At 68.9% G+C, this 17,855-nt stretch carries 20 protein-coding genes and 1 pseudogene; 14 read left to right on the top strand and 7 right to left on the bottom strand.

Features of this window, described 5'->3' with window-relative positions; all coding sequences use genetic code 11:
• The 9 genes and pseudogenes from ctaD to VHS75_RS17360 form a co-directional block, all read left to right on the top strand.
• Positions 1 to 1,676: pseudogene (gene ctaD, locus VHS75_RS17400) on the top strand (cytochrome c oxidase subunit I); the annotation flags it as partial.
• 81 nt (positions 1,677 to 1,757) lie between these two features.
• On the top strand, positions 1,758 to 2,744 hold the full coding sequence (cyoE, locus tag VHS75_RS17395) for a heme o synthase (protein WP_329639878.1): 987 nt from the start codon (positions 1,758 to 1,760) through the stop codon (positions 2,742 to 2,744).
• Positions 2,741 to 2,893, top strand: coding sequence for a hypothetical protein (locus VHS75_RS17390; RefSeq protein ID WP_329639877.1), 153 nt, complete (start codon positions 2,741 to 2,743; stop codon positions 2,891 to 2,893). Before cyoE ends, VHS75_RS17390 begins: the two co-directional genes overlap by 4 nt.
• Positions 2,871 to 3,464: a cytochrome c oxidase assembly protein gene (locus tag VHS75_RS17385; protein WP_329639876.1), complete on the top strand. Its 594-nt coding sequence runs from the start codon at positions 2,871 to 2,873 to the stop codon at positions 3,462 to 3,464. Before VHS75_RS17390 ends, VHS75_RS17385 begins: the two co-directional genes overlap by 23 nt.
• A gap of 137 nt (positions 3,465 to 3,601) precedes the next feature.
• Positions 3,602 to 4,483: a cytochrome c oxidase subunit 3 gene (locus tag VHS75_RS17380; protein WP_329639875.1), complete on the top strand. Its 882-nt coding sequence runs from the start codon at positions 3,602 to 3,604 to the stop codon at positions 4,481 to 4,483.
• A complete protein-coding gene (locus VHS75_RS17375; protein ID WP_293366813.1) occupies positions 4,480 to 4,836 on the top strand; it encodes a DUF983 domain-containing protein in 357 nt (118 codons plus the stop codon). The genes VHS75_RS17380 and VHS75_RS17375 overlap by 4 nt, the downstream gene beginning before the upstream one ends.
• Entirely contained in the window at positions 4,829 to 5,590 is a 762-nt protein-coding gene (locus VHS75_RS17370) for an SURF1 family protein (RefSeq protein ID WP_329639874.1), read from the top strand. The genes VHS75_RS17375 and VHS75_RS17370 overlap by 8 nt, the downstream gene beginning before the upstream one ends.
• Positions 5,590 to 6,981 carry a threonine synthase gene (thrC, locus tag VHS75_RS17365; protein WP_329639873.1) on the top strand — a complete coding sequence of 464 codons (1,392 nt, stop codon included), beginning with the start codon at positions 5,590 to 5,592 and terminating at the stop codon, positions 6,979 to 6,981. The genes VHS75_RS17370 and thrC overlap by 1 nt, the downstream gene beginning before the upstream one ends.
• Before the next feature lie 159 nt (positions 6,982 to 7,140).
• Positions 7,141 to 8,409 (top strand): pitrilysin family protein, encoded by a 1,269-nt coding sequence (locus tag VHS75_RS17360; protein WP_329639872.1) that lies wholly within the window; start codon positions 7,141 to 7,143, stop codon positions 8,407 to 8,409.
• A gap of 126 nt (positions 8,410 to 8,535) precedes the next feature.
• Here VHS75_RS17360 and VHS75_RS17355 read toward each other — a convergent pair whose 3' ends face one another.
• The 3 genes from VHS75_RS17355 to VHS75_RS17345 are packed head-to-tail and all read right to left on the bottom strand — an operon-like array spanning position 8,536 to position 10,710.
• Positions 8,536 to 8,844, bottom strand: a complete 309-nt coding sequence (locus VHS75_RS17355; RefSeq protein ID WP_329639871.1) for a transcriptional regulator — start codon at positions 8,842 to 8,844, stop codon at positions 8,536 to 8,538.
• 1 nt (position 8,845) lies between these two features.
• On the bottom strand, positions 8,846 to 9,457 hold the full coding sequence (locus VHS75_RS17350; RefSeq protein ID WP_329639870.1) for a hypothetical protein: 612 nt from the start codon (positions 9,455 to 9,457) through the stop codon (positions 8,846 to 8,848).
• The gene (locus VHS75_RS17345; protein ID WP_329639869.1) at positions 9,454 to 10,710 is read right to left on the bottom strand and encodes an acyltransferase family protein; all 1,257 of its coding nucleotides are present in this window, start codon (positions 10,708 to 10,710) and stop codon (positions 9,454 to 9,456) included. Before VHS75_RS17345 ends, VHS75_RS17350 begins: the two co-directional genes overlap by 4 nt.
• Before the next feature lie 167 nt (positions 10,711 to 10,877).
• On the opposite strand from VHS75_RS17345, the gene VHS75_RS17340 reads away from it, so the two are divergent.
• The gene (locus VHS75_RS17340) at positions 10,878 to 11,489 is read left to right on the top strand and encodes a GNAT family protein (RefSeq protein ID WP_329639868.1); all 612 of its coding nucleotides are present in this window, start codon (positions 10,878 to 10,880) and stop codon (positions 11,487 to 11,489) included.
• A gap of 118 nt (positions 11,490 to 11,607) precedes the next feature.
• The gene (locus tag VHS75_RS17335; RefSeq protein ID WP_329639867.1) at positions 11,608 to 13,275 is read left to right on the top strand and encodes a bifunctional diguanylate cyclase/phosphodiesterase; all 1,668 of its coding nucleotides are present in this window, start codon (positions 11,608 to 11,610) and stop codon (positions 13,273 to 13,275) included.
• Between the two features lie 149 nt (positions 13,276 to 13,424).
• On the opposite strand, the gene VHS75_RS17330 is transcribed toward VHS75_RS17335, so the two are convergent.
• Positions 13,425 to 13,988 (bottom strand): YqgE/AlgH family protein, encoded by a 564-nt coding sequence (locus VHS75_RS17330; RefSeq protein ID WP_329639866.1) that lies wholly within the window; start codon positions 13,986 to 13,988, stop codon positions 13,425 to 13,427.
• A gap of 113 nt (positions 13,989 to 14,101) precedes the next feature.
• Between VHS75_RS17330 and VHS75_RS17325 the strand changes: the two genes are divergently transcribed.
• Complete coding sequence (locus tag VHS75_RS17325) at positions 14,102 to 14,584, top strand: peroxiredoxin (RefSeq protein ID WP_329639865.1); 483 nt, start codon at positions 14,102 to 14,104, stop codon at positions 14,582 to 14,584.
• A gap of 58 nt (positions 14,585 to 14,642) precedes the next feature.
• Here VHS75_RS17325 and VHS75_RS17320 read toward each other — a convergent pair whose 3' ends face one another.
• Together VHS75_RS17320 and VHS75_RS17315 are read right to left on the bottom strand one after the other, a co-directional pair.
• Complete coding sequence (locus VHS75_RS17320) at positions 14,643 to 14,927, bottom strand: hypothetical protein (protein WP_329639864.1); 285 nt, start codon at positions 14,925 to 14,927, stop codon at positions 14,643 to 14,645.
• Between the two features lie 93 nt (positions 14,928 to 15,020).
• A complete protein-coding gene (locus VHS75_RS17315; RefSeq protein ID WP_329639863.1) occupies positions 15,021 to 15,713 on the bottom strand; it encodes a DUF1223 domain-containing protein in 693 nt (230 codons plus the stop codon).
• 110 nt (positions 15,714 to 15,823) lie between these two features.
• On the opposite strand from VHS75_RS17315, the gene VHS75_RS17310 reads away from it, so the two are divergent.
• Both VHS75_RS17310 and VHS75_RS17305 read left to right on the top strand, forming a co-directional pair.
• The gene (locus VHS75_RS17310; protein ID WP_329639862.1) at positions 15,824 to 16,396 is read left to right on the top strand and encodes a sigma-70 family RNA polymerase sigma factor; all 573 of its coding nucleotides are present in this window, start codon (positions 15,824 to 15,826) and stop codon (positions 16,394 to 16,396) included.
• Positions 16,386 to 17,030 (top strand): DUF1109 domain-containing protein, encoded by a 645-nt coding sequence (locus VHS75_RS17305; protein WP_329639861.1) that lies wholly within the window; start codon positions 16,386 to 16,388, stop codon positions 17,028 to 17,030. Before VHS75_RS17310 ends, VHS75_RS17305 begins: the two co-directional genes overlap by 11 nt.
• 10 nt (positions 17,031 to 17,040) lie before the next feature.
• Here VHS75_RS17305 and VHS75_RS17300 read toward each other — a convergent pair whose 3' ends face one another.
• Positions 17,041 to 17,832 (bottom strand): hypothetical protein, encoded by a 792-nt coding sequence (locus VHS75_RS17300; RefSeq protein ID WP_329639860.1) that lies wholly within the window; start codon positions 17,830 to 17,832, stop codon positions 17,041 to 17,043.
• Between the last annotated feature and the right edge of the window lie 23 nt (positions 17,833 to 17,855).

The raw sequence follows: 17,855 nt of genomic DNA, 5'->3' as shown, positions 1-17,855 counted from the left end.
ACGCACGCCGCTTCGCACGAGGCTCATGAGCACGACGCTCACGGGGATCAGGATCACAAGCCGCCCTTCTTCACCCGCTGGTTCCTGTCGACCAACCACAAGGACATCGGCACGCTCTACATCATCTTCGCCATCATAGCGGGGACGATCGGGGCGGCGCTCTCGGGCCTGATCCGCCTGGAGCTGATGCACCCGGGCGTGCAGATCTTCCGCCCCGGCAGCTTCATCGCGGGCCTCCTGCACATCACCAGCGTCTCGGCCGGCCACCACGCCTACAACGTCGTCGCCACCGCGCACGGCCTGATCATGATTTTCTTCATGGTGATGCCGGCGATGATTGGCGGCTTCGGCAACTGGTTCGTGCCGATCATGATCGGCGCGCCCGACATGGCGTTCCCGCGCATGAACAACATGTCGTTCTGGCTGCTGGTCTCCTCGTTCGCGCTGCTGGTGCTGTCGATGTTCGTCGACGGCGGCCCGGGCTACGGCGCCGGCACCGGCTGGACGATCTACGCGCCGCTCTCGACCACCGGCCACACCGGCCCGGCGATGGACTTCGCCATCCTGTCCATCCACCTGGCCGGGGCTTCGTCGATCCTCGGCGCGATCAACTTCATCACCACCATCTTCAACATGCGCGCGCCGGGCATGACGCTGCACAAGATGCCGCTGTTCGTATGGTCGATCCTGGTGACGACGTGGCTCTTGCTGCTGGCGCTGCGGTGCTGGCCGGCGCCATCACCATGCTGCTCACCGACCGCAACTTCGGGACCCACTTCTTCGACGTCCAGAATGGCGGCGACCCGCTGATGTTCCAGCACCTGTTCTGGTTCTTCGGCCACCCCGAGGTCTACATCCTGATCCTGCCGGGCTTCGGCATGATCAGCCACATCGTCTCGACCTTCTCGAAGAAGCCGGTCTTCGGCTACCTCGCCATGGCCTACGCCATGGTGGCCATCGGCTTCATCGGCTTCCTGGTGTGGGCGCACCACATGTTCACCACGGGCATGAACGTGAACCTGACGGCCTACTTCGTGGCCGCCACCATGGTCATCGCCGTGCCCACGGGCGTGAAGGTGTTCAGCTGGATCGCGACGATGTGGGGCGGGTCGATCGACTTCAAGACGCCCATGCTGTGGGCGATCGGCTTCATCTTCCTGTTCACCCTGGGCGGCGTCACCGGCGTCGTCCTGGCCAACGCCGGCGTCGACTACCAATTCCAGGACACCTACTACGTGGTGGCCCACTTCCACTACGTGCTGAGCCTGGGCGCCGTGTTCGCGATCTTCGCCGGCTTCTACTATTGGTTCGAGAAGATGTGGGGCGTGAAGTACCGCGAGTGGCTGGGCGCGCTGCACTTCTGGATCACCTTCGTCGGCGTGAACGTGATCTTCTTCCCGCAGCACTTCCTGGGCCTGCAGGGCATGCCGCGCCGCTACGTGGACTATCCGGACGGCTTCGCCTTCTGGAACAAGGTGTCCTCGATCGGCTACGCGATCACCCTGGTGGGCGTGGGCGTCTTCTTAGTGGTCCTGATCGACGCCATGGTCTTCCGCCGCAAGGCCGAGGCCAACCCCTGGGGCGAAGGCGCCACGACGCTGGAATGGACGCTGCCCTCGCCGCCGCCGTTCCACCAGTTCAACGAACTGCCGGTGGTTACCGCCGACAGTCATTAGGGCAGTCTTCGCCAAGACAAGGCCCCGAGGGGCGCGGATCCTAGGGTTCGCGCCCCTCGATCATTTTGAGAGTATGATCCGATGGCCATGTCTGAGGCCCTCTCCACCGCCGCAGAGTCGCCCGTTCGGGCGCCCGCCCGCTGGCAGGATTTCCTGCAGCTGCTGAAGCCGCGCGTGATGTCGCTGGTGGTGTTCACCGGCCTGACTGGTCTGGTCTGCGCGGGGACGCCGGTGCACCCGTTCCTGGCCGGCGTCGCCATCCTCTGCATCGCGGTCGGGGCCGGCGCCTCGGGCGCGCTCAACATGTGGTACGACGCCGACATCGACGCCAAGATGCGCCGCACCCGCGGCCGGCCGGTGCCGGCGGGCCGCGTTCAGGGCGCCGACGCCCTGGCGCTGGGCGTGGTGCTGTCGATGTTCTCGGTCATGCTGATGGGCATGGCGCTGAACTGGCTGGCGGCCGGCCTGCTGGCTTTCACCATCCTCTTCTACGCGGTGGTCTACACCATGTGGCTGAAGCGCTGGACGGCGCAGAACATCGTCATCGGCGGCCTGGCTGGCGCCCTGCCGCCGGTGATCGGCTGGGCCGCGGCGACCGGGACGGTTCCGCTGAACGCCTGGATCCTCTGCGCTATCATCTTCATGTGGACCCCGCCGCATTTCTGGGCGCTCAGCCTCTACACCAGCGAGGACTACAAGAAAGCGGGCGTGCCGATGATGCCCCTGGTGGCCGGCGCGCCGTCGACCCGCAAACAGATCCTGATCTACAGCCTGCTCTTCACGCCCCTCTGCCTGACGCCGGTGCTGACCGGCCTGGGCGGGCCCATCTACCTGGCGGTGGCGGCCCTCGGCGGCCTGGTCTTCCTGCTGCTGGCCGTGCGCCTGTTCCGCAGCCGCGCCGGTGACGCCCAGGCGCAACGCAAGGACGACGGCCTCTATGACGTCAAGGCCGGCGCCAAGGATGCCCGCAACCTGTTCGCCTTCTCGATCCTCTACCTGACCCTGCTCTTCGCCACCCTGCTGGGCGAGCACCTGATGCGCGTCACACCCCTGGACCTGTTGTCATGAGCGATCCCGCCGGCGAGAACGACGCCAACGCCCGCGCCCGCCGCGGCCGCAATATCGCGCTCGCGCTCGGCCTGGCGATCTTCGTGATCCTGGTCTTCGTCGTCACCATCGTGAAGCTGGGCGCCAGTGTCGCAAACCGGCCCTTCTGATCCGGCGCCGGCCCGCCGCCGGATAAGCCGCAACGGCCGCGTCGCGGCGATCTGCGGCGTGGTCTTCGTGGCCATGGTCGGCGCGGCCTATGCGGCGATCCCCTTCTACCGCGCCTTCTGCCAGGCCACTGGCTACGGCGGCACGATCCGCAAGGCCGAGACCGCGCCCGGCCAGGTGCTGGACCAGACGCTCGAGATCCATTTCGACACCAACGTCCGCGGCCTGCCCTGGGACTTCGCCTCCGAGCAGAGCTCGCAGACGGTCAAGATCGGCGAGACCAAGGTCGCGGTCTTCAAGGTCACCAACCACGCCGACCATCCGGTGACCGCGCGCGCGGTGTTCAACGTCGCCCCCGACCAGGCCGGCGTCTATTTCCGCAAGCTCTCCTGCTTCTGCTTCTCCGACCAGACGGTCGCCGCCGGCGCCACGGTGGAGATGCCGGTGCTCTATTTCGTCGACCCGAAATACGCCCAGGACTTCGAGACCAAGGGCGGCAAGACCATCACGCTCTCCTACACCTTCTTCCCCGCCACCGACGTGAAGCCGCCGAAGGCCCAGGCGGCGGACTGAAGCGCTTCGCCAAGACCGCCTTTCCCCTTGGCGGAGGCGGCGCGGCAGGGCTATAGCGTGACGCGAGCCGGTCTATCCGCGCAGGGTTGAGTCTGCGCGCATCGGGCCGTGGAATTTGTGAGGGACTAGGACCACCGATGGCCGCAGGCGTGAAGCACGACTACCACCTGGTCAACCCGAGCCCGTGGCCGCTGGTCGGCTCGATCTCGGCGGTGGCGATGGCCATGGGCGGCGTCGCCTGGATGAAGGGCCTGTTCGGCCTGCCGGCGCACACCTCCTGGCTGTTCTTCCTGGGTCTCGCCGGCGTGCTCTTCACGATGATCGTCTGGTGGCGCGATGTGACCATCGAGGCCAACGAGGGCGATCACACCCCGGTCGTCTCCATCGGCCTGCGCTACGGCATGATCCTGTTCATCGCGTCCGAAGTGATGTTCTTCGTCGCCTGGTTCTGGATCTTCTTCGAGATGGCGCTGTTCCATCACGTGCGCGCCGCGTCCTCCATCGACGACGTCCGCGCCGCCTGGGCCACCTGGCCGCCGAAGGGCATCGAGACGGTGCCGGCGTTCCAGCTGCCGCTGGTCAATACGCTGACCCTGCTGCTCTCGGGCACCACGGTCACCTGGGCGCACCACGCGCTACAGACCGGCGACCGCAAGGGCGCCAAGATCGGCCTCGTCCTGACCATCATCCTGGGCGTGCTGTTCACCTCGATCCAGGCGTTCGAGTACAACCACATCCTCGAGCACAAGTACTTCTTCGGCGGCGAGGGCCAGGCCAACTCGGGCCTCTATGGTTCGTCCTTCTTCATGGCCACGGGCTTCCACGGCTTCCACGTGCTGATCGGGACGATCTTCCTGACGGTCTGCCTGGGGCGCTTGCTGGCGGGCGGCTTCACGCCGCAGAAGCACTTCGGCTTCGAGGCGGCCGCCTGGTACTGGCACTTCGTCGACGTGGTGTGGCTGTTCCTGTTTGCCTTCATCTACGTGATCTTCGGAGCGCACGGCGGCTCGCCTGGATGAGCAAGCCTGACCCTCTGCTGTCGGGCGCAGCCGGGCGCTGCCCCAACTGCGGAGAGGGCCACCTGTTCGAAGGCTTCCTGAAGGTGTCGCCGCTGTGTGAGGCTTGCGGCTTCGACCTCGCCGCGGCCGATAGCGGCGACGGGCCCGCCGTCTTCGTGATCCTGATTGCGGGCCTGATCGTGGCCTTCGGCGCGCTCTTCACGATGGTGGCGTTCCGCACGCCCGTCTGGCTCACCCTGCTGATCTGGCTGCCGATGACCCTGGTCATCGTGCTGGTGCTGTTGCGCCCCATGAAGGGGCTGATGCTGGCGGCGCAGTTCAAGAACAAGGCGTCGCAATCGCGCCATGGCTAGCTCTTGGGAGCCTCAGGTCGAGGCCGGCCCGAGCAAGCCCGAACCCAAGGGCTTTCCCGTCGGTCTGACCATCGCCACGATGATTGCGTTCGCGATCCTCATCGGGCTGGGCGTCTGGCAACTGCAGCGCCTGAAGTGGAAAGAAGCCTTGCTGGCCGGCATCGCCCGCGCTGAGGCCGCGCAGCCCAAGCCCCTGGAGCCGGTGCTCGACGCCCTGGCGTTCGGCCACGACGAAGAGTTCGTCCGCGTGAAGGTGACCTGCCCGGGCCTGGCGCGGGCGCCGGCGCTGGAGCTCTACAGCCTGCGCGAGGGTCAGATCGGCGCGCGGCTGATCTCCGCATGCCCGGTGGTGAGCGGCGCCTACCGCTCGATCCTGGTCGACCGCGGCTTCATCCCCGACACGGTCACGGCCCGACCGCTCCCCGACACCACCAACCTCGATCCGATCGAGGTCACCGGCGTCCTGCGTCCCGGCGAGCGCGGCAACTTCACCACTCCGCCGGCCACGCCCAGCAAATGGTACCTGCACGACGCCAGGAAGATGGCCGCGGCTCTGCACGCCGACCAGCCGGTCGCGCCGCTGTTCCTGATGGCCGAGACCTCGACCAACCCCGACTTCAAGGGCCTGATCCCGGCGCCCTTCCCGGTGGACATCCCCAACCGCCACCTGGAGTACGCGCTCACCTGGTTCGGCCTTGCAGGCGCCCTGGCAGGCGTCTATGGCGCGGCGGTCTTCAAGCGAATGAGAGGCTGATGCGCTACGTCTCCACCCGGGGGCAGGCCCCGCACGTGGGCTTTGTCGACGCCGTTCTGGGCGGGCTCGCGCCGGACGGCGGCCTCTATGTGCCGCAGACCTGGCCGACGTTCAGCGCTGCCGAGATCGCCGGCTTCGCCGGCAAGCCCTATGCCGAGGTCGCCGCCAAGGTGCTCGGCGCCTTCGCCGACGGCGAAATCGCCGCTGCCGACCTGCGCGAGATGTGCCAGGAGGCCTATTCGACCTTCACGCATTCGGCGGTCGTGCCCCTGGTGCAGCTGGCCCCGGAGGTCTTCCTGGCCGAGCTGTTCCACGGGCCGAGCCTGGCGTTCAAAGACGTGGCGATGCAGATCCTCGCCCGGCTCTACGACCATTTGCTGGGCGGCCAGGGACGAACCCAGACGATTCTCTGCGCCACCTCCGGCGACACCGGCGGCGCGGCGGTCGAGGCCTTCCGCGGACGCAAGAACGTCAAGGTCGTCGCCCTCTTCCCGGAGGGCCGGATCAGCGAAGTGCAGCGCCGCTTCATGACCACGGCCACCGAACCCAACGTCGCCTGCGTGGCGGTGAAGGGCTCCTTCGACGACTGCCAGGCCATCGTGAAGGCCGCCTTCCAGGACCAGGCGCTGCGCCAGGCCGTGGACCTCTCCGGCGTCAACTCGATCAACTTCGCCCGCATCGCCGCCCAGGCGGTCTACTATTTCACCACGGCCGCCTCGCTGGGCGCGCCGGGCCGCCGCGTCTCCTTCGCCGTGCCCTCGGGCAATTTCGGCGACGCCTTCGCGGGCTACGTGGCCTTCCGCATGGGCCTGCCGGTGGACCGGATCCTGGTCGCCACCAACGCCAACGACATCCTGGCCCAGACCTTCGAGACCGGCCGCTACGCGCGCGGTAAGGTCCATCCGACCATGTCGCCGGCCATGGATATCCAATCGGCGTCCAACTTCGAGCGGCTCTATTTCGAGGGCGTGGACCGCGAGGCGACCGACACCGCCCGCGCCTTCACCGCCTTCGCCGAGACCGGGGCCATCGATCTGCCGCCGAAGGCTTACGCCGCCATGCGGGAGCTGTTCCGCGGCGCCAGCGCCAGCGAGGACGACACCGCCCGCGCCATGGTCTCGACCCTCAACGAGACCGGCCAGTTGGTCGATCCGCACACCGCCGTGGCGCTCTCGGCGCTCAGCCGCGCCAAGGGGCTGAAAGGTCCCGTGGTGGTCATGTCCACAGCGCACCCCGCCAAGTTCCCCGAAGCCGTGGCTAAGGCCTGCGGCGTCACGCCGGCCCTGCCGCGCGGCGGCGCCGATCTCGCGGGCCGGCCCGAGCGCTTCGACCGCCTGCCGGCGGAGGCCGACACCATCAAGGCCTACGTCCGCGCGTTCTCGGAAGGGTAGGGACATCGGCAAGCTTCCAAGGTTCAGCCTCCAAAGCCCTCTCCCCCTCGCGGGGAGAGGGTTGGGAGTGGGGGTGTCGGCGCCGAGTTTGAGGGGCCTGGGCGCCAGTCTCACAGCTTGCACCTCCGCCCCTGACCCCTCCCCGCAAGGGGGAGGGGAATGACGCCAAAAGTCCACATTCTAAGCAACGGCGTCCGCGTGGTCTGCGACCCGATGCCGGGCCTGCAGACGGTGGCGCTGTCGGTGGTCGCCGGCCGCGGCGCGCGGGCCGAGGATGAGACCCGCTCCGGCTGGTCGCACCTGCTGGAACACATGGTGTTCAAGGGCGCCGGCGGCCGTTCGGCCCGCGAGATCGTCGAGGTGATCGAGGCCCAGGGCGGCAACATCAACGCCGCCACCGGCTATGAGCGCACCAGTTTCCAGGTCCGCGCTCTGGCCGGCGGCCTCGACCTGGGCTCGCAGGTCCTGGCCGATCTGGTCCAGCGTCCGGCCATGGACGAGGCCGACCTCGCCCGCGAGAAGCAGGTGGTCGGCCAGGAGATCGCCGAGGCGGCCGACGCCCCCGACGACCTGGTCTTCGAACTGGCCCAGACTGCGGCCTTCGACGGTCAGCCGCTCGGCCGCCCGATCCTGGGCACTGTGCAGTCCATCGGGACCACGACGCCGCAGACGCTCGGCGCCTGGCGCAGCCACCTCTATTCGCCCAAGACCCTGGTGGTCAGCGCCGCCGGCGCGGTGGACGAGGACGACCTGCTACGGCTCGCCGAGCGCGACTTCGGCCATACGGCGGACGACGCCGTCTCGCCGCCGTCGCTGGCGCCCGCCGCCTTCACCGGCGGCCAGCGGGCGGTGGCCAAGCCGCTGGAACAGGCCAACCTCGTCCTCCTGCTGCCCGCCGTCAGCGTCGCCGACGAGGCCTATTTCGCGCTGCGCCTGCTGGCCGAGATCCTCGGCGGCGGCATGGCCTCGCGGCTGTTCCAGGAGGCGCGCGAGAACCGCGGCCTGGCCTATGCGATCGACGCCTATTCCGAGACCTACGCCGACGCGGGCATCCTAGGTGTCTTCGCCGGCTGCGCGGCGAAGGACGCCGCCGAACTGGCCCGCGTCGCCGCCGGCGAGATCGCCGGCATGCTGAAGCCGGTTCCCGACGCCGAGCTCGCCCGCGCCAAAGCCCAGCTGAAGGGCGCTATGTTCATGGGCCGCGAAGGCGCGCTGGCCCGCGCCGAACAGGCCGCCGGTCAGGTCCTGCTGTTCGGCCGCGCCCTCGACCCCGCCGAGATCGCCGCCGAGGTGGACGCCGTGACGCCCGCCGACCTGGTGAAGCTCACCGAACGCATCCTCACGCCCCGGAAGGCCGCGGTCGCCGTCCTGGGCCCCAAGGCCTCGCTGAAGGCCGCACCGGCGTTCGAACAGGCGCTGTTCGGGTAATCCTCCGTACCGCTCATCCCGGCGAAAGCCGGGATCCATGCCGAGCAGAATGATGTTCCGCGGGGATCGCCCAAACTCAGCTTGGGTCCCGGCGTTCGCCGGGACAGTCGGGAGTAGGGTGGACGGCTAGCTTTGCGGCCCGATCACCCGGCCAAGCGCTTCGAGGTAGGCGGCGAACGCTTTGCGGCCGACGGGCGTGATCCGTACCTGGGTGCGGGGCTTGCGGCCCAGGTAGCCCTTCTCGATGGTCACATAGGCCGCGTCCTCCAGCTTGCGGAGCTGGACCGACAGGTTGCCCTGGGTCACGTCGAGCAGGGCCTTCAGCTCGTTGAAATCGGCGACCTCGGCATTGGCAAGATAGGCCATGACGCCCAGGCGAAGACGCCCGTGGATGACGTCGTCGATCTTGCCGATGTCGTAGCTGGGTTGGGCCAAGTCAGGCGTCCCGGCCGGCCTGGCGCATGAGATAGAGGCCGGGGATCAGCATGAAGCAGACGACGCCGACCGTCGCGGCGGCGACGTAGCCCACCATGTTGTCGATGAAGACCGCCATGGCCACGCCGACGCCGAACCAGCCCACCGCGACGAGGCCCAGCCAACCCCGGCGCCGCAGCATGAAGGCCACCATCCAGGCCAGCCCTTGCAGGATCATCACCACGCAAGGGTAGATCAGCCACAGGGTCAGGCTGTGCAGCCGAAGCGCCACCGAGCCAATGGTGAGGCAGAGTGCGAGGTTGGTCATGCCGACCGCCGCGAACACCGCGCCCACGGCCCGCGACGTCAATCCACTGCGCTGAGGGCCGTCACGGCGGATGACCCAAATGAGGATCGCGAGGAACACCACCGACGGCCCCCAGCCGATAAGCTGGGCGCCGAGGCCATCGTTCGGCGTGATCCCTGCGAACTGGCCGATATGCAGCAGCATCTGGACCGAGTAGCAGGCCCCGGCCGCGGCATAGAGCTTGCCGAACTGCCTCTGCCAGTGGTCCTCGGGCGCGACGAGGGCGCGGATGAAGGCGAGGTCGTCGCGGGCGTCATCAACGTTCATTCGGCGGGCTCCGGTTGGGCCAGGCGCGGCGCGGACTTCACCGATCCTTTTTTGGTCTTGGGGACAGCGCGCCGCCCGTTCAGGATGGCGCCGATGAAGGTCCGGCGCACCATCAGCTGGTAGCTGGCGAACATCAGCGGGAGGGCGACGCCCAGCACGATCAGGATCTTCACCTCCGCCGGCAGGTTCAGCTTGGCCACCATCGCCTGCAGGACCATCACGATCGGCAGGTGGATCAGGTAGAGCCAATAGGACGAGTCGGCGATGTAGCGTCGCACCGGGCTCTCGTTGGACAGATGCTTCAGCGCCAGGCCGATGACCGCCAGGGTCCAGTTCCAGGTCGCCAGGCTGTAGACGGCCGAATAGAGCAGCCGCTGGGGCCCGATCGGCGAGGGCGCCACGTGCGGGATGGCGCCGACCATCCGCAGGCAATCGGCGGTCAGGGCGATCGCCAGCACCAGGTGGAACGGCCAGCGGCGCGCCCAGATGTTCATCAGTCCGCTCTGGCGATGCAACAGCCAGCCGAACCCGAAGGCGGTGAAATAGGCGACCAGGGCCGGGATGTTGGGCAGCAGCGAGCTGTCCGGCGTCTGGATGCCGAACCACTCCAGGCCGAACCCCGTGAAGGCCATGGCCAGCGCGCCGGGGAGGGCCAGCGCCGCCGGCGCAAAGCGGCTCTCGACGATGGTCGCCAGGATGGCGTCGGCTTTTGCCCGGAAGCGGCCGTGGGTGTCGAGGCGCAGCACCAGGGCGCGCAGTCCCAGCGTGGCCGCGTAGAGCCACAGCAGCAGATAGAGGAACCACAGGTGGGTCAGCGGGAACGCCAGTGGCGACGGACGAGGACCATGGGCTACGGCGGCGGCGTGTTCCGCGGCCGTCGGCATGTGGCCTGACGAAACATAGGCCCCATAGATGGTGGCGCCGACGATGGCCGCGAACAGGATCGGCCAGCCGACCACCAGCGGCAGGGCGATGCGCTTGGCGCGGTCCTTCACGAAGGCCTTCACGCCGCGCTTTTCGACGACTATGTGGCCGAAGAAGCCAGCGATCAGGAAGAAGGTCGTCATCCGGAACATGTGGCTGACGAAGAACAGGCCCGACAGGAACAGGCTCTGGTGCGTGTCGCGCACCACCCAGATTTGCGGTCCCGGCAGGAACGACATGGTGGCGTGGTAGACGATGCCCAGCATGAGAGCGTAGCCCCTTACCGCGTCGAGCCCATGCAGACGGTCATTTCCGTTGGCGGCGCCCATCGCACCCTCCCTTCATCACCCGCGCACGGCCCCAGGCCGCGGCGTCGGCAGCGTCATAGATCAACTAGTCTATGATGTAAACTTGTCTACCAGAACCCTCACTGCCCCATGAAGGGGAGGAACCCCTGACTTGCAGCGCGGGCGCAATCGCGCGACCTTCGCCGCCCATGGCCCTGTTGGACTGGATCGCGCCGGAGAGCGGACTTCGCGTCGACGGCGAGGGGATCAGCCTGCGGCCGCCGCGTTCCGCCGACTACGCCGAGTGGCGGGAGCTCCGGGCCGTCAGCCGCGCGTTCCTGCAGCCCTGGGAGCCCACCTGGCCGGCCGACGATCTGGGCCGCGCGGCCTATCGCCGACGGCTGATCGCCTACGCCCGCGACCGTGAAGCCGGCGCCTCCTATCCGTTCTTCGTGTTCCGCCACCAGGATGGGGCGCTGACCGGCGGCATCACGCTCTCCAACGTCCGCCGGGGCGTCGCCCAGATGGGGTCGGTGGGCTACTGGTGCGGCAAGCCCTTCGCCCGCCACGGCCACACGCTCGCCGCCGTCCGGGCGCTCAGCGATTTCGCCTTCCGCAGCCTGGGGCTCCATCGCCTGGAGGCCGCCTGCATCCCCGAAAACGCGGCCTCGCGCCACCTGCTCGCCCGCGCCGGGTTCGAGGAGGAGGGATTCGCCAAGGCTTATCTCAAAATTAACGGCGTCTGGCGTGATCATGTCCTGTTCGGATTGATCTCGCCCCTGAAGCGGCCAGAGGGTCCGGACGAGGGCGTTTCGGTCTGAATCCGGCCACCCGAAACGGCGGTCTTGAGAGCCTTTCGGAAACCATAAGGCTCTAAACTCTGGGTCAAGGCCCGCCACCCGGCGGCCTCAAGTTAACGGGGCGATTCTTCCTTTGGCGATGCCAAGCGATCGTTGGATGTGGGACGCCACCTCGACGCTGGAAGCGTTGGGCGCGGCCGACGTCGCCCTTTGGGTCTGGGAGCCTGAGAAGGACCGCATCCGCCTGACCGGCGCGACGCGGGCGCTCGGCCTCGGTCCGCTGGCCCCAGACTGCTCCTCCGCCGCTCTCCGCGCGCTCACCTTGCCGCAGGACCGCGCCTTCGCCGAAGATATCCTGCGCGTCCAAGAGCCCGGCGTCGAAGTCGCCGTGCGTCTGCGCATGCGCGGCGCGGGCATCTCCATCTGGCGCGGCGTCTGGCTGGAGGAGGGCGTGCGCGCCGCCGGCGTCGTCGCCCCGGAGACCCGCTTCGCCGCCTCCGACCAGGACCTGCTGACCGGCCTGCTCGACCGGCGCAGCTTCATCATCCGCGCGCGCGAGCAACTGGCGGTCCCCGGCCACTATGAAGTCATCGTCGCCGACCTCGATCGCCTGCGCCGCCTGAACGAGGCGCTGGGCCATGAACGCGCCGACCTGGTGCTGGCCGCCCTGGGCTCGCGGCTGGCCGCGGCCTTCCCGTCGGAAGCAATCGTGGCCCGCATCGGCGAGGATGAGTTCGCCGCCATGGCCCCCGTCGGCGCCTCGCCCGGCGCCGAAGTCCTCCGCCGCGCCCTCGAGCAACCCCTGCGGGTCGCCGGCTTCGATATCCATCCGACGCTCTCCATCGGCGCGGTGGACGCCCACGGCGGCGCCGACGCGCCGGAGGCCGCCGAGCTGCTGCGCCGCGCCGAACTGGCCGTGGAAGCCGCCAAGAGCCACGGCCGCGGCGGCGCGGCCGCCTACGGCCGCGGCCTGGAAAGCGATGGCCTCTCGCGCCTGGCCCTGGAGGGCGACCTCAAGGGCGCGCTGGGCCGCGGCGAGTTGACGCCCTTCTACCAACCGATCGTGCGCCTCTCGACCGGCGCGCTCTCCGGCTTCGAGGCCCTGGTCCGCTGGCGCCACCCGCGCCGCGGCCTCCTGATGCCCGACACCTTCCTGCCGCTCTGCGACGAGATGGGCCTGATGGAAGAGTTGGGCGCCATGATGATGCGCGAGGCCGCCAAACAGCTCGCCGCCTGGCGCCAGAAGCACAAGGCCGCCGGCGAACTGACCGTCGCGGTGAACCTGTCGACGCACGAGATCGACCGCCCGGACCTGGTCTCCGACGTGGCCGCCATCCGCCGCGAGACCGGCCTGCCGCCGGGCGCGCTCAAGCTGGAAGTCACCGAGGGCGACGTCATGCGCGACCCGGAGCGCGCAGCGGTGATCCTCGCCGAACTGCGCGCCGCCGGCGCGGCGCTGGCGCTCGACGACTTCGGCACCGGCTTCTCGTCGCTCAGCTACCTGACGCGCCTGCCCTTCGACACCCTGAAGATCGACCGCTACTTCGTGCGCACCATGGCCACCAACGAGGGCTCTCTGAAGATTGTCTCCTCAGTGGTGAAGCTGGGCCAGGACCTCAACCTGGAAGTCGTCGCCGAGGGCGTTGAAAACGCCGGCATGGCCCGCCAGCTGCTGTCGCTCGGCTGCGACTACGGCCAAGGCTTCGGCTATGCACCGGCCCTGTCGCCCCAGGAAGCCGAGGTCTACCTCAACGAAAGCTATGTCGACGGCGCGGCCCCGGTGAAGGCCAAGGGCTCGCGCGGCTAGCTCTATCTCCGCTCATCCCGGCGAAGGCCGGGACCCAGATCGCGAAGCGCCGATGTGGGTTGGAAATGCGCTGAGCTATACGAGCCCGCCTCTGAATCATTCCATCTGGGTCCCGGCCTTCGCCGGGATGAGCGGGTGGGCTCTCGGGGCTAAGCCCGTCCGGCCGCCGAACTCAACCGCTCCGGATCGACGCCCAGCTTGCCCAGCGCGCGGGTCCATTTGCCCCCGAAATCGTGGCCGAAGATCAGCTCGTCGTCGGCGTCGCAGGTCAGCCAGACGTTGGCCTTGATCTCGTCCTCCAGCTGACCCGCGCCCCAGCCGGCGTAGCCCAGCGCCAGGAGGCTCTTCGACGGCGCGCCATTGTGGCTGGCCATGGCCTCCAGCACCTCGCGGGTGGCGGTCAGCGCCACGCCCGGCCCGACGTCCAGGCTCGCTTCGCCCTCGTAGTCGGTGGAATGCAGCACAAAGCCGCGCTCGCGCTCCACCGGCCCGCCCATCAGCACCAGGTCCGGCGGCAGCTGGATCGTCCCCTTGATGTCGAGCTTGTCGAGCAGATCCGGCACCGTCAGCCCCTCGACGGGATTGTTCACCGCCAGGCCCATGGCGTGCTCTTCGTCGTGCGCGCAGATCAGGATCAGGGCGCGTTCGAACCGCGGGTCGGAGATCCCCGGCATGGCGATCAGCAGCTGGCCTGAGAAGAAGCCGTCTTCCATGGCCCCGACATTTCACCGCGGATGGGCCGCTTTCAAGGCCTGATCACCAGCCTGCGCTTGCCCTGCGCCGAGATGACGCTATCTGCCTAGGGCAACATCAGGAGGACGGACCCATGACCATCAAAGTCGGCGACAAGCTGCCCAGCGTGACCCTCACCCAGGCGACCGCCGAGGGTCCCAAGCCCGTCACCACGGACGAATTCTTCGCCGGCAAGAAGGTGGCGCTGTTCGCCCTGCCGGGCGCTTTCACGCCGACCTGCTCGGCCAAGCACCTGCCGGGCTTCAAGCAGCTAGGCGCCCAGATCAAGGCCAAGGGCGTCGACGTGATCGCCTGCCTGTCGGTCAACGACGCCTTCGTGATGCGCGCCTGGGCCGAGGATCAGGCGGTGGGCGACGACATCGTCATGCTGGCCGACGGCGGCGCGGCCTTCACCGACGCGGTGGGCCTCGCCTTCGACGCCTCGCGTTTCGGCATGGGCAAGCGCTCGCAACGCTATTCCATGATCGTCGACAACGGCGTCGTGAAAGAGCTGAACATCGAAGAGGGCGGCGAGTTCAAGGTCTCGGCCGCCGACTACCTGCTGGCTCAGCTCTAGCGTCCAAAATAGCCGTCATGGCCGGTACAAGCCCGGCCATGACGAGCTTGTAGGGCCCTTACTGTTTCGGCGTGCTCATGGCGCCGGTCGACATCGAGCCGGTGGCCATGGCGCCGGTCTTGGCCATAGCGGCCTTCTTCATCGGCTTCTTCTTCATCGGCTTCTTCATGTCGTCCGACTTCATGGCATCGGTCTTCATGGCGTCGGTCTTCATGGGCGAGGCCGCCATGGCGCCGGTGGACATCGAGCCCGTGGCGGGCTTGTCCTGGGCCATCGCCGAACCGGCGACGGCGGCGGCCAGGGTGGCGGCCGTGAGGGCGACGAAGGTGTTGCGCAGGGTCATTTCGGGTCTTCCTTCAGGTTGGAACCGGGCAAGCCGGCAGGGTCTCCTCCGCGGGGCCGCGGAGAATGGGGTCGTTCAGCGATGAGGGGTGGCTCAGCCCTTGGCGGCGGCCAGGATCGGGCCTCCTGGACCAGCCTGCAGCAGGATGGCGGTGTTCAGGCCCGCGGGCGCCACCGGGACAGCGAAGCTCTTGGCCCCGCCGTTCCAGTCGCCGAGGCGGGTCAGTTCGCGCACCACGTTCTTGTGCGGCAGGGTCTTGCCGGTGTTCTCGCCGCGCTTGACCGGCACCTGCACGATGTTGGGGTCATAGCGCACCAGCCAGACCTGGGCCGGGCGAGCGGGTGCGGCGCCGGCGATAGCCGCGGCGCCTGCGGTCAGGCTCACGGCCGGGCCGCCGGCGGGCAGGGGCGCGCGGCGCAGGGCGGCGTCGATGTCGCCGACGCTGCCGCCGATGGTGTCGAGCCGGCCGTTCACGACCACCTGCGGCGTGGCGACCTGCGCGTGGCGCAGGCCGTGCGCGTAGTCCCATTGGCGGTCGGTGAACTTCTTCTGGGCGAAGGTGTCCTTCCAACCGAGGTCGTCCCAGTAGGTGACGCCGAAGCTGAGCGCCAGGATCTCCGGCCGCGCAGAGATCGCCGCCACCGCCGCATTGGCCGGCGGGCACGAGGAGCAACCCTGGCTGGTGTAGAGTTCGACGACCTGCACCGGCGCGGCAGGCTGGGCGGACGCCGCACCGCCGCCGGCGAGGGCCGCGGCGGTCATCAGGCTGGCGATCAGGCTTTTCATGGTCATCTCCGGCAAGGCTCGATCATTGGTTCGCAACGGCGCGCGGTTCGGTTACCAAGCCAGGGCCTGTAACCTTTCGCCGGCAAGCGCGAAGTCCCTAAAAGGCGGCGTTGGACGAGATCGAACCCAGATTGAGAGGCTTGATGCTCGCCGGCCTCGCCGGGGAGGCCGGGCCCTATCGCCGGCTGCTGGATGAGCTCAGCGGGCTGCTCCGCGCCTATTATGGCCGCCGCTGCCCGCCGGGCCTGGACGCCGAGGACCTGGTGCAGGAGACGCTGATCGCCGTGCATACGCGCCGCGCCACCTATGACGCCGGCCAGCCCTTCACCGCCTGGGCCTATGCGATCGCACGCTACAAGCTGATCGACGCGCTGCGCCGCGGCCGCGCCCACCTGCGCGCGCCGGCCGAGGAGGCCGACGCCCTGTTCACCCCGCCCGGCGCCTCCGGCGGCGCCGAGGCCGCCATGGCCGCCCGCGATCTGGACCGCGTCATGGCCGACCTGCCGGCGCGCACCCGCGAGCTGATCCGCGAGACCAAGATCGAGGGCCTCTCCACCCGCGAAGCCGCCGAGAAGCACGGCATGACGGAATCGGCGGTGAAGGTCGCGATCCACCGGGGCCTGAAGGCGCTCGGCGGCAAGTACGCGGGCCCCGGCGGCGAGGAGGGGCCAGATGAAGACTGACGACCTGATCGCCAGCCTCTCGGCCGACCTGCCCAAGGTCGCGCCCGGCGCCGCCGCGCGGCGCGTGGCGCTGGGCCTGGGGCTTGGCGCGCTGGGCTCGACGGCGGTGATGCTCGCCTGGCTCGGGCCCCGGCCGGATATCGCCGAAGCCGTACTCACGCCGATGTTCTGGATGAAGTTCGGCTATGCGGCGATCACCGGCCTGATCCTGGCGGCGCTGTTGACGCGGCTGGCGAAGCCGGCGGTGCGGCCCGGCGCGCTCGTCGCCGTCGCGGCGGTTCCCTTCGTGGTCGTCGCGGCCATGGCCCTGATGCGCTACGCCCAGGCGCCGCCGGAGGCTCATCGGGCGATGCTGATGGGCCACTCCTCAATGGTCTGTCCCTGGCGGATCGTGGCCATCGGCCTGCCGTTGCTGGCCGGCGCGGTCTGGGCGGTGCGGGGCCTGGCGCCCACCCGCCTGCGGGCGGCGGGCCTGGTCGCCGGCGGATGCGCCGGCGCGCTCGGTGCGGCGGTCTACGCCATCGCGTGCAACGAGACCTCGGCCCCGTTCCTGGCCATCTGGTACACGCTGGGCATGGCCCTGGCGGCCGGCCTGGGCGCCGTGGCGGGATCGCGGCTACTGCGCTGGCGCTAACGCCGGACGGCTATTTCTTTCCCCGGCGCTCCTGTTGCGCCAGCTCGATCTGGCTGACCGTCTGGGGCAGCTCGTCCAGGGTCAGCTTCCCGTCGTGGCGCTTGTCCAACAGGTTGAAGCGCCGGTCGGCGGCGGCCATGAACTCGGCCTTGGAGACCAGGCCGTCCAGGTTGGTGTCGGCGGCGCGGACCGGCTCGGCCTCCTGCAGCAGGCCATAGGCCGCGGCGCCGAGCAGCTCCTTGCGCGCCTTGCGCTGGGCGTTCAGCCCCGGGAGCGGGCCGCGGGCGCCCTCAATCTGCTGGGCGTCCTGGTTCGTGGGCCCCCCCAGCGCGCCGGCGAGCGAACCTTGGACGCGGATGAATTCGGCGCCGTCGCGGCCGGGGACGTCGTTCGCCAGTTCGATTCCGGGCGTCCCAGCGCCAGGCCGGCGCTGCTGGCGGCTTATCGACGTCACGAACAGGTCCGGCAGCACCTTGGATTCGTAGAAGGCGATCTTCGGCCCGTCGAGGTAGCCGGCGTCGTCATAGTCCAGAGCCTCGAAGAAGCCCTTGTGGTCGGCGCGGAACTCGTCGCGGGTGATCACCCCGTCGTGGTTCAGGTCCGCCTGCTTGAACCACAGGGCCACCGGATAGGGATCGCCCGGCTTGCCGCGATAGGGCTCGCCGGCGGGGCTGACGAACAGCTGGGTGAAGCCGGCCACCATGTGCGCCTGCCCCTGGGCGGCGCTCCTGTGTGCGCCCACGCCGACGAGGGCCGCCGCCAGGCCCAGCGTAACCGTCAGTGCGCCAAGCTGTCGCCGCATAGGCTTTTCCCCCGTCGAATCCG

It is taken from the genome of Phenylobacterium sp., from assembly GCF_036264965.1.
Lineage (GTDB): Bacteria > Pseudomonadota > Alphaproteobacteria > Caulobacterales > Caulobacteraceae > Phenylobacterium.
This window is presented reverse-complemented; position numbering and strand designations above follow the sequence as displayed.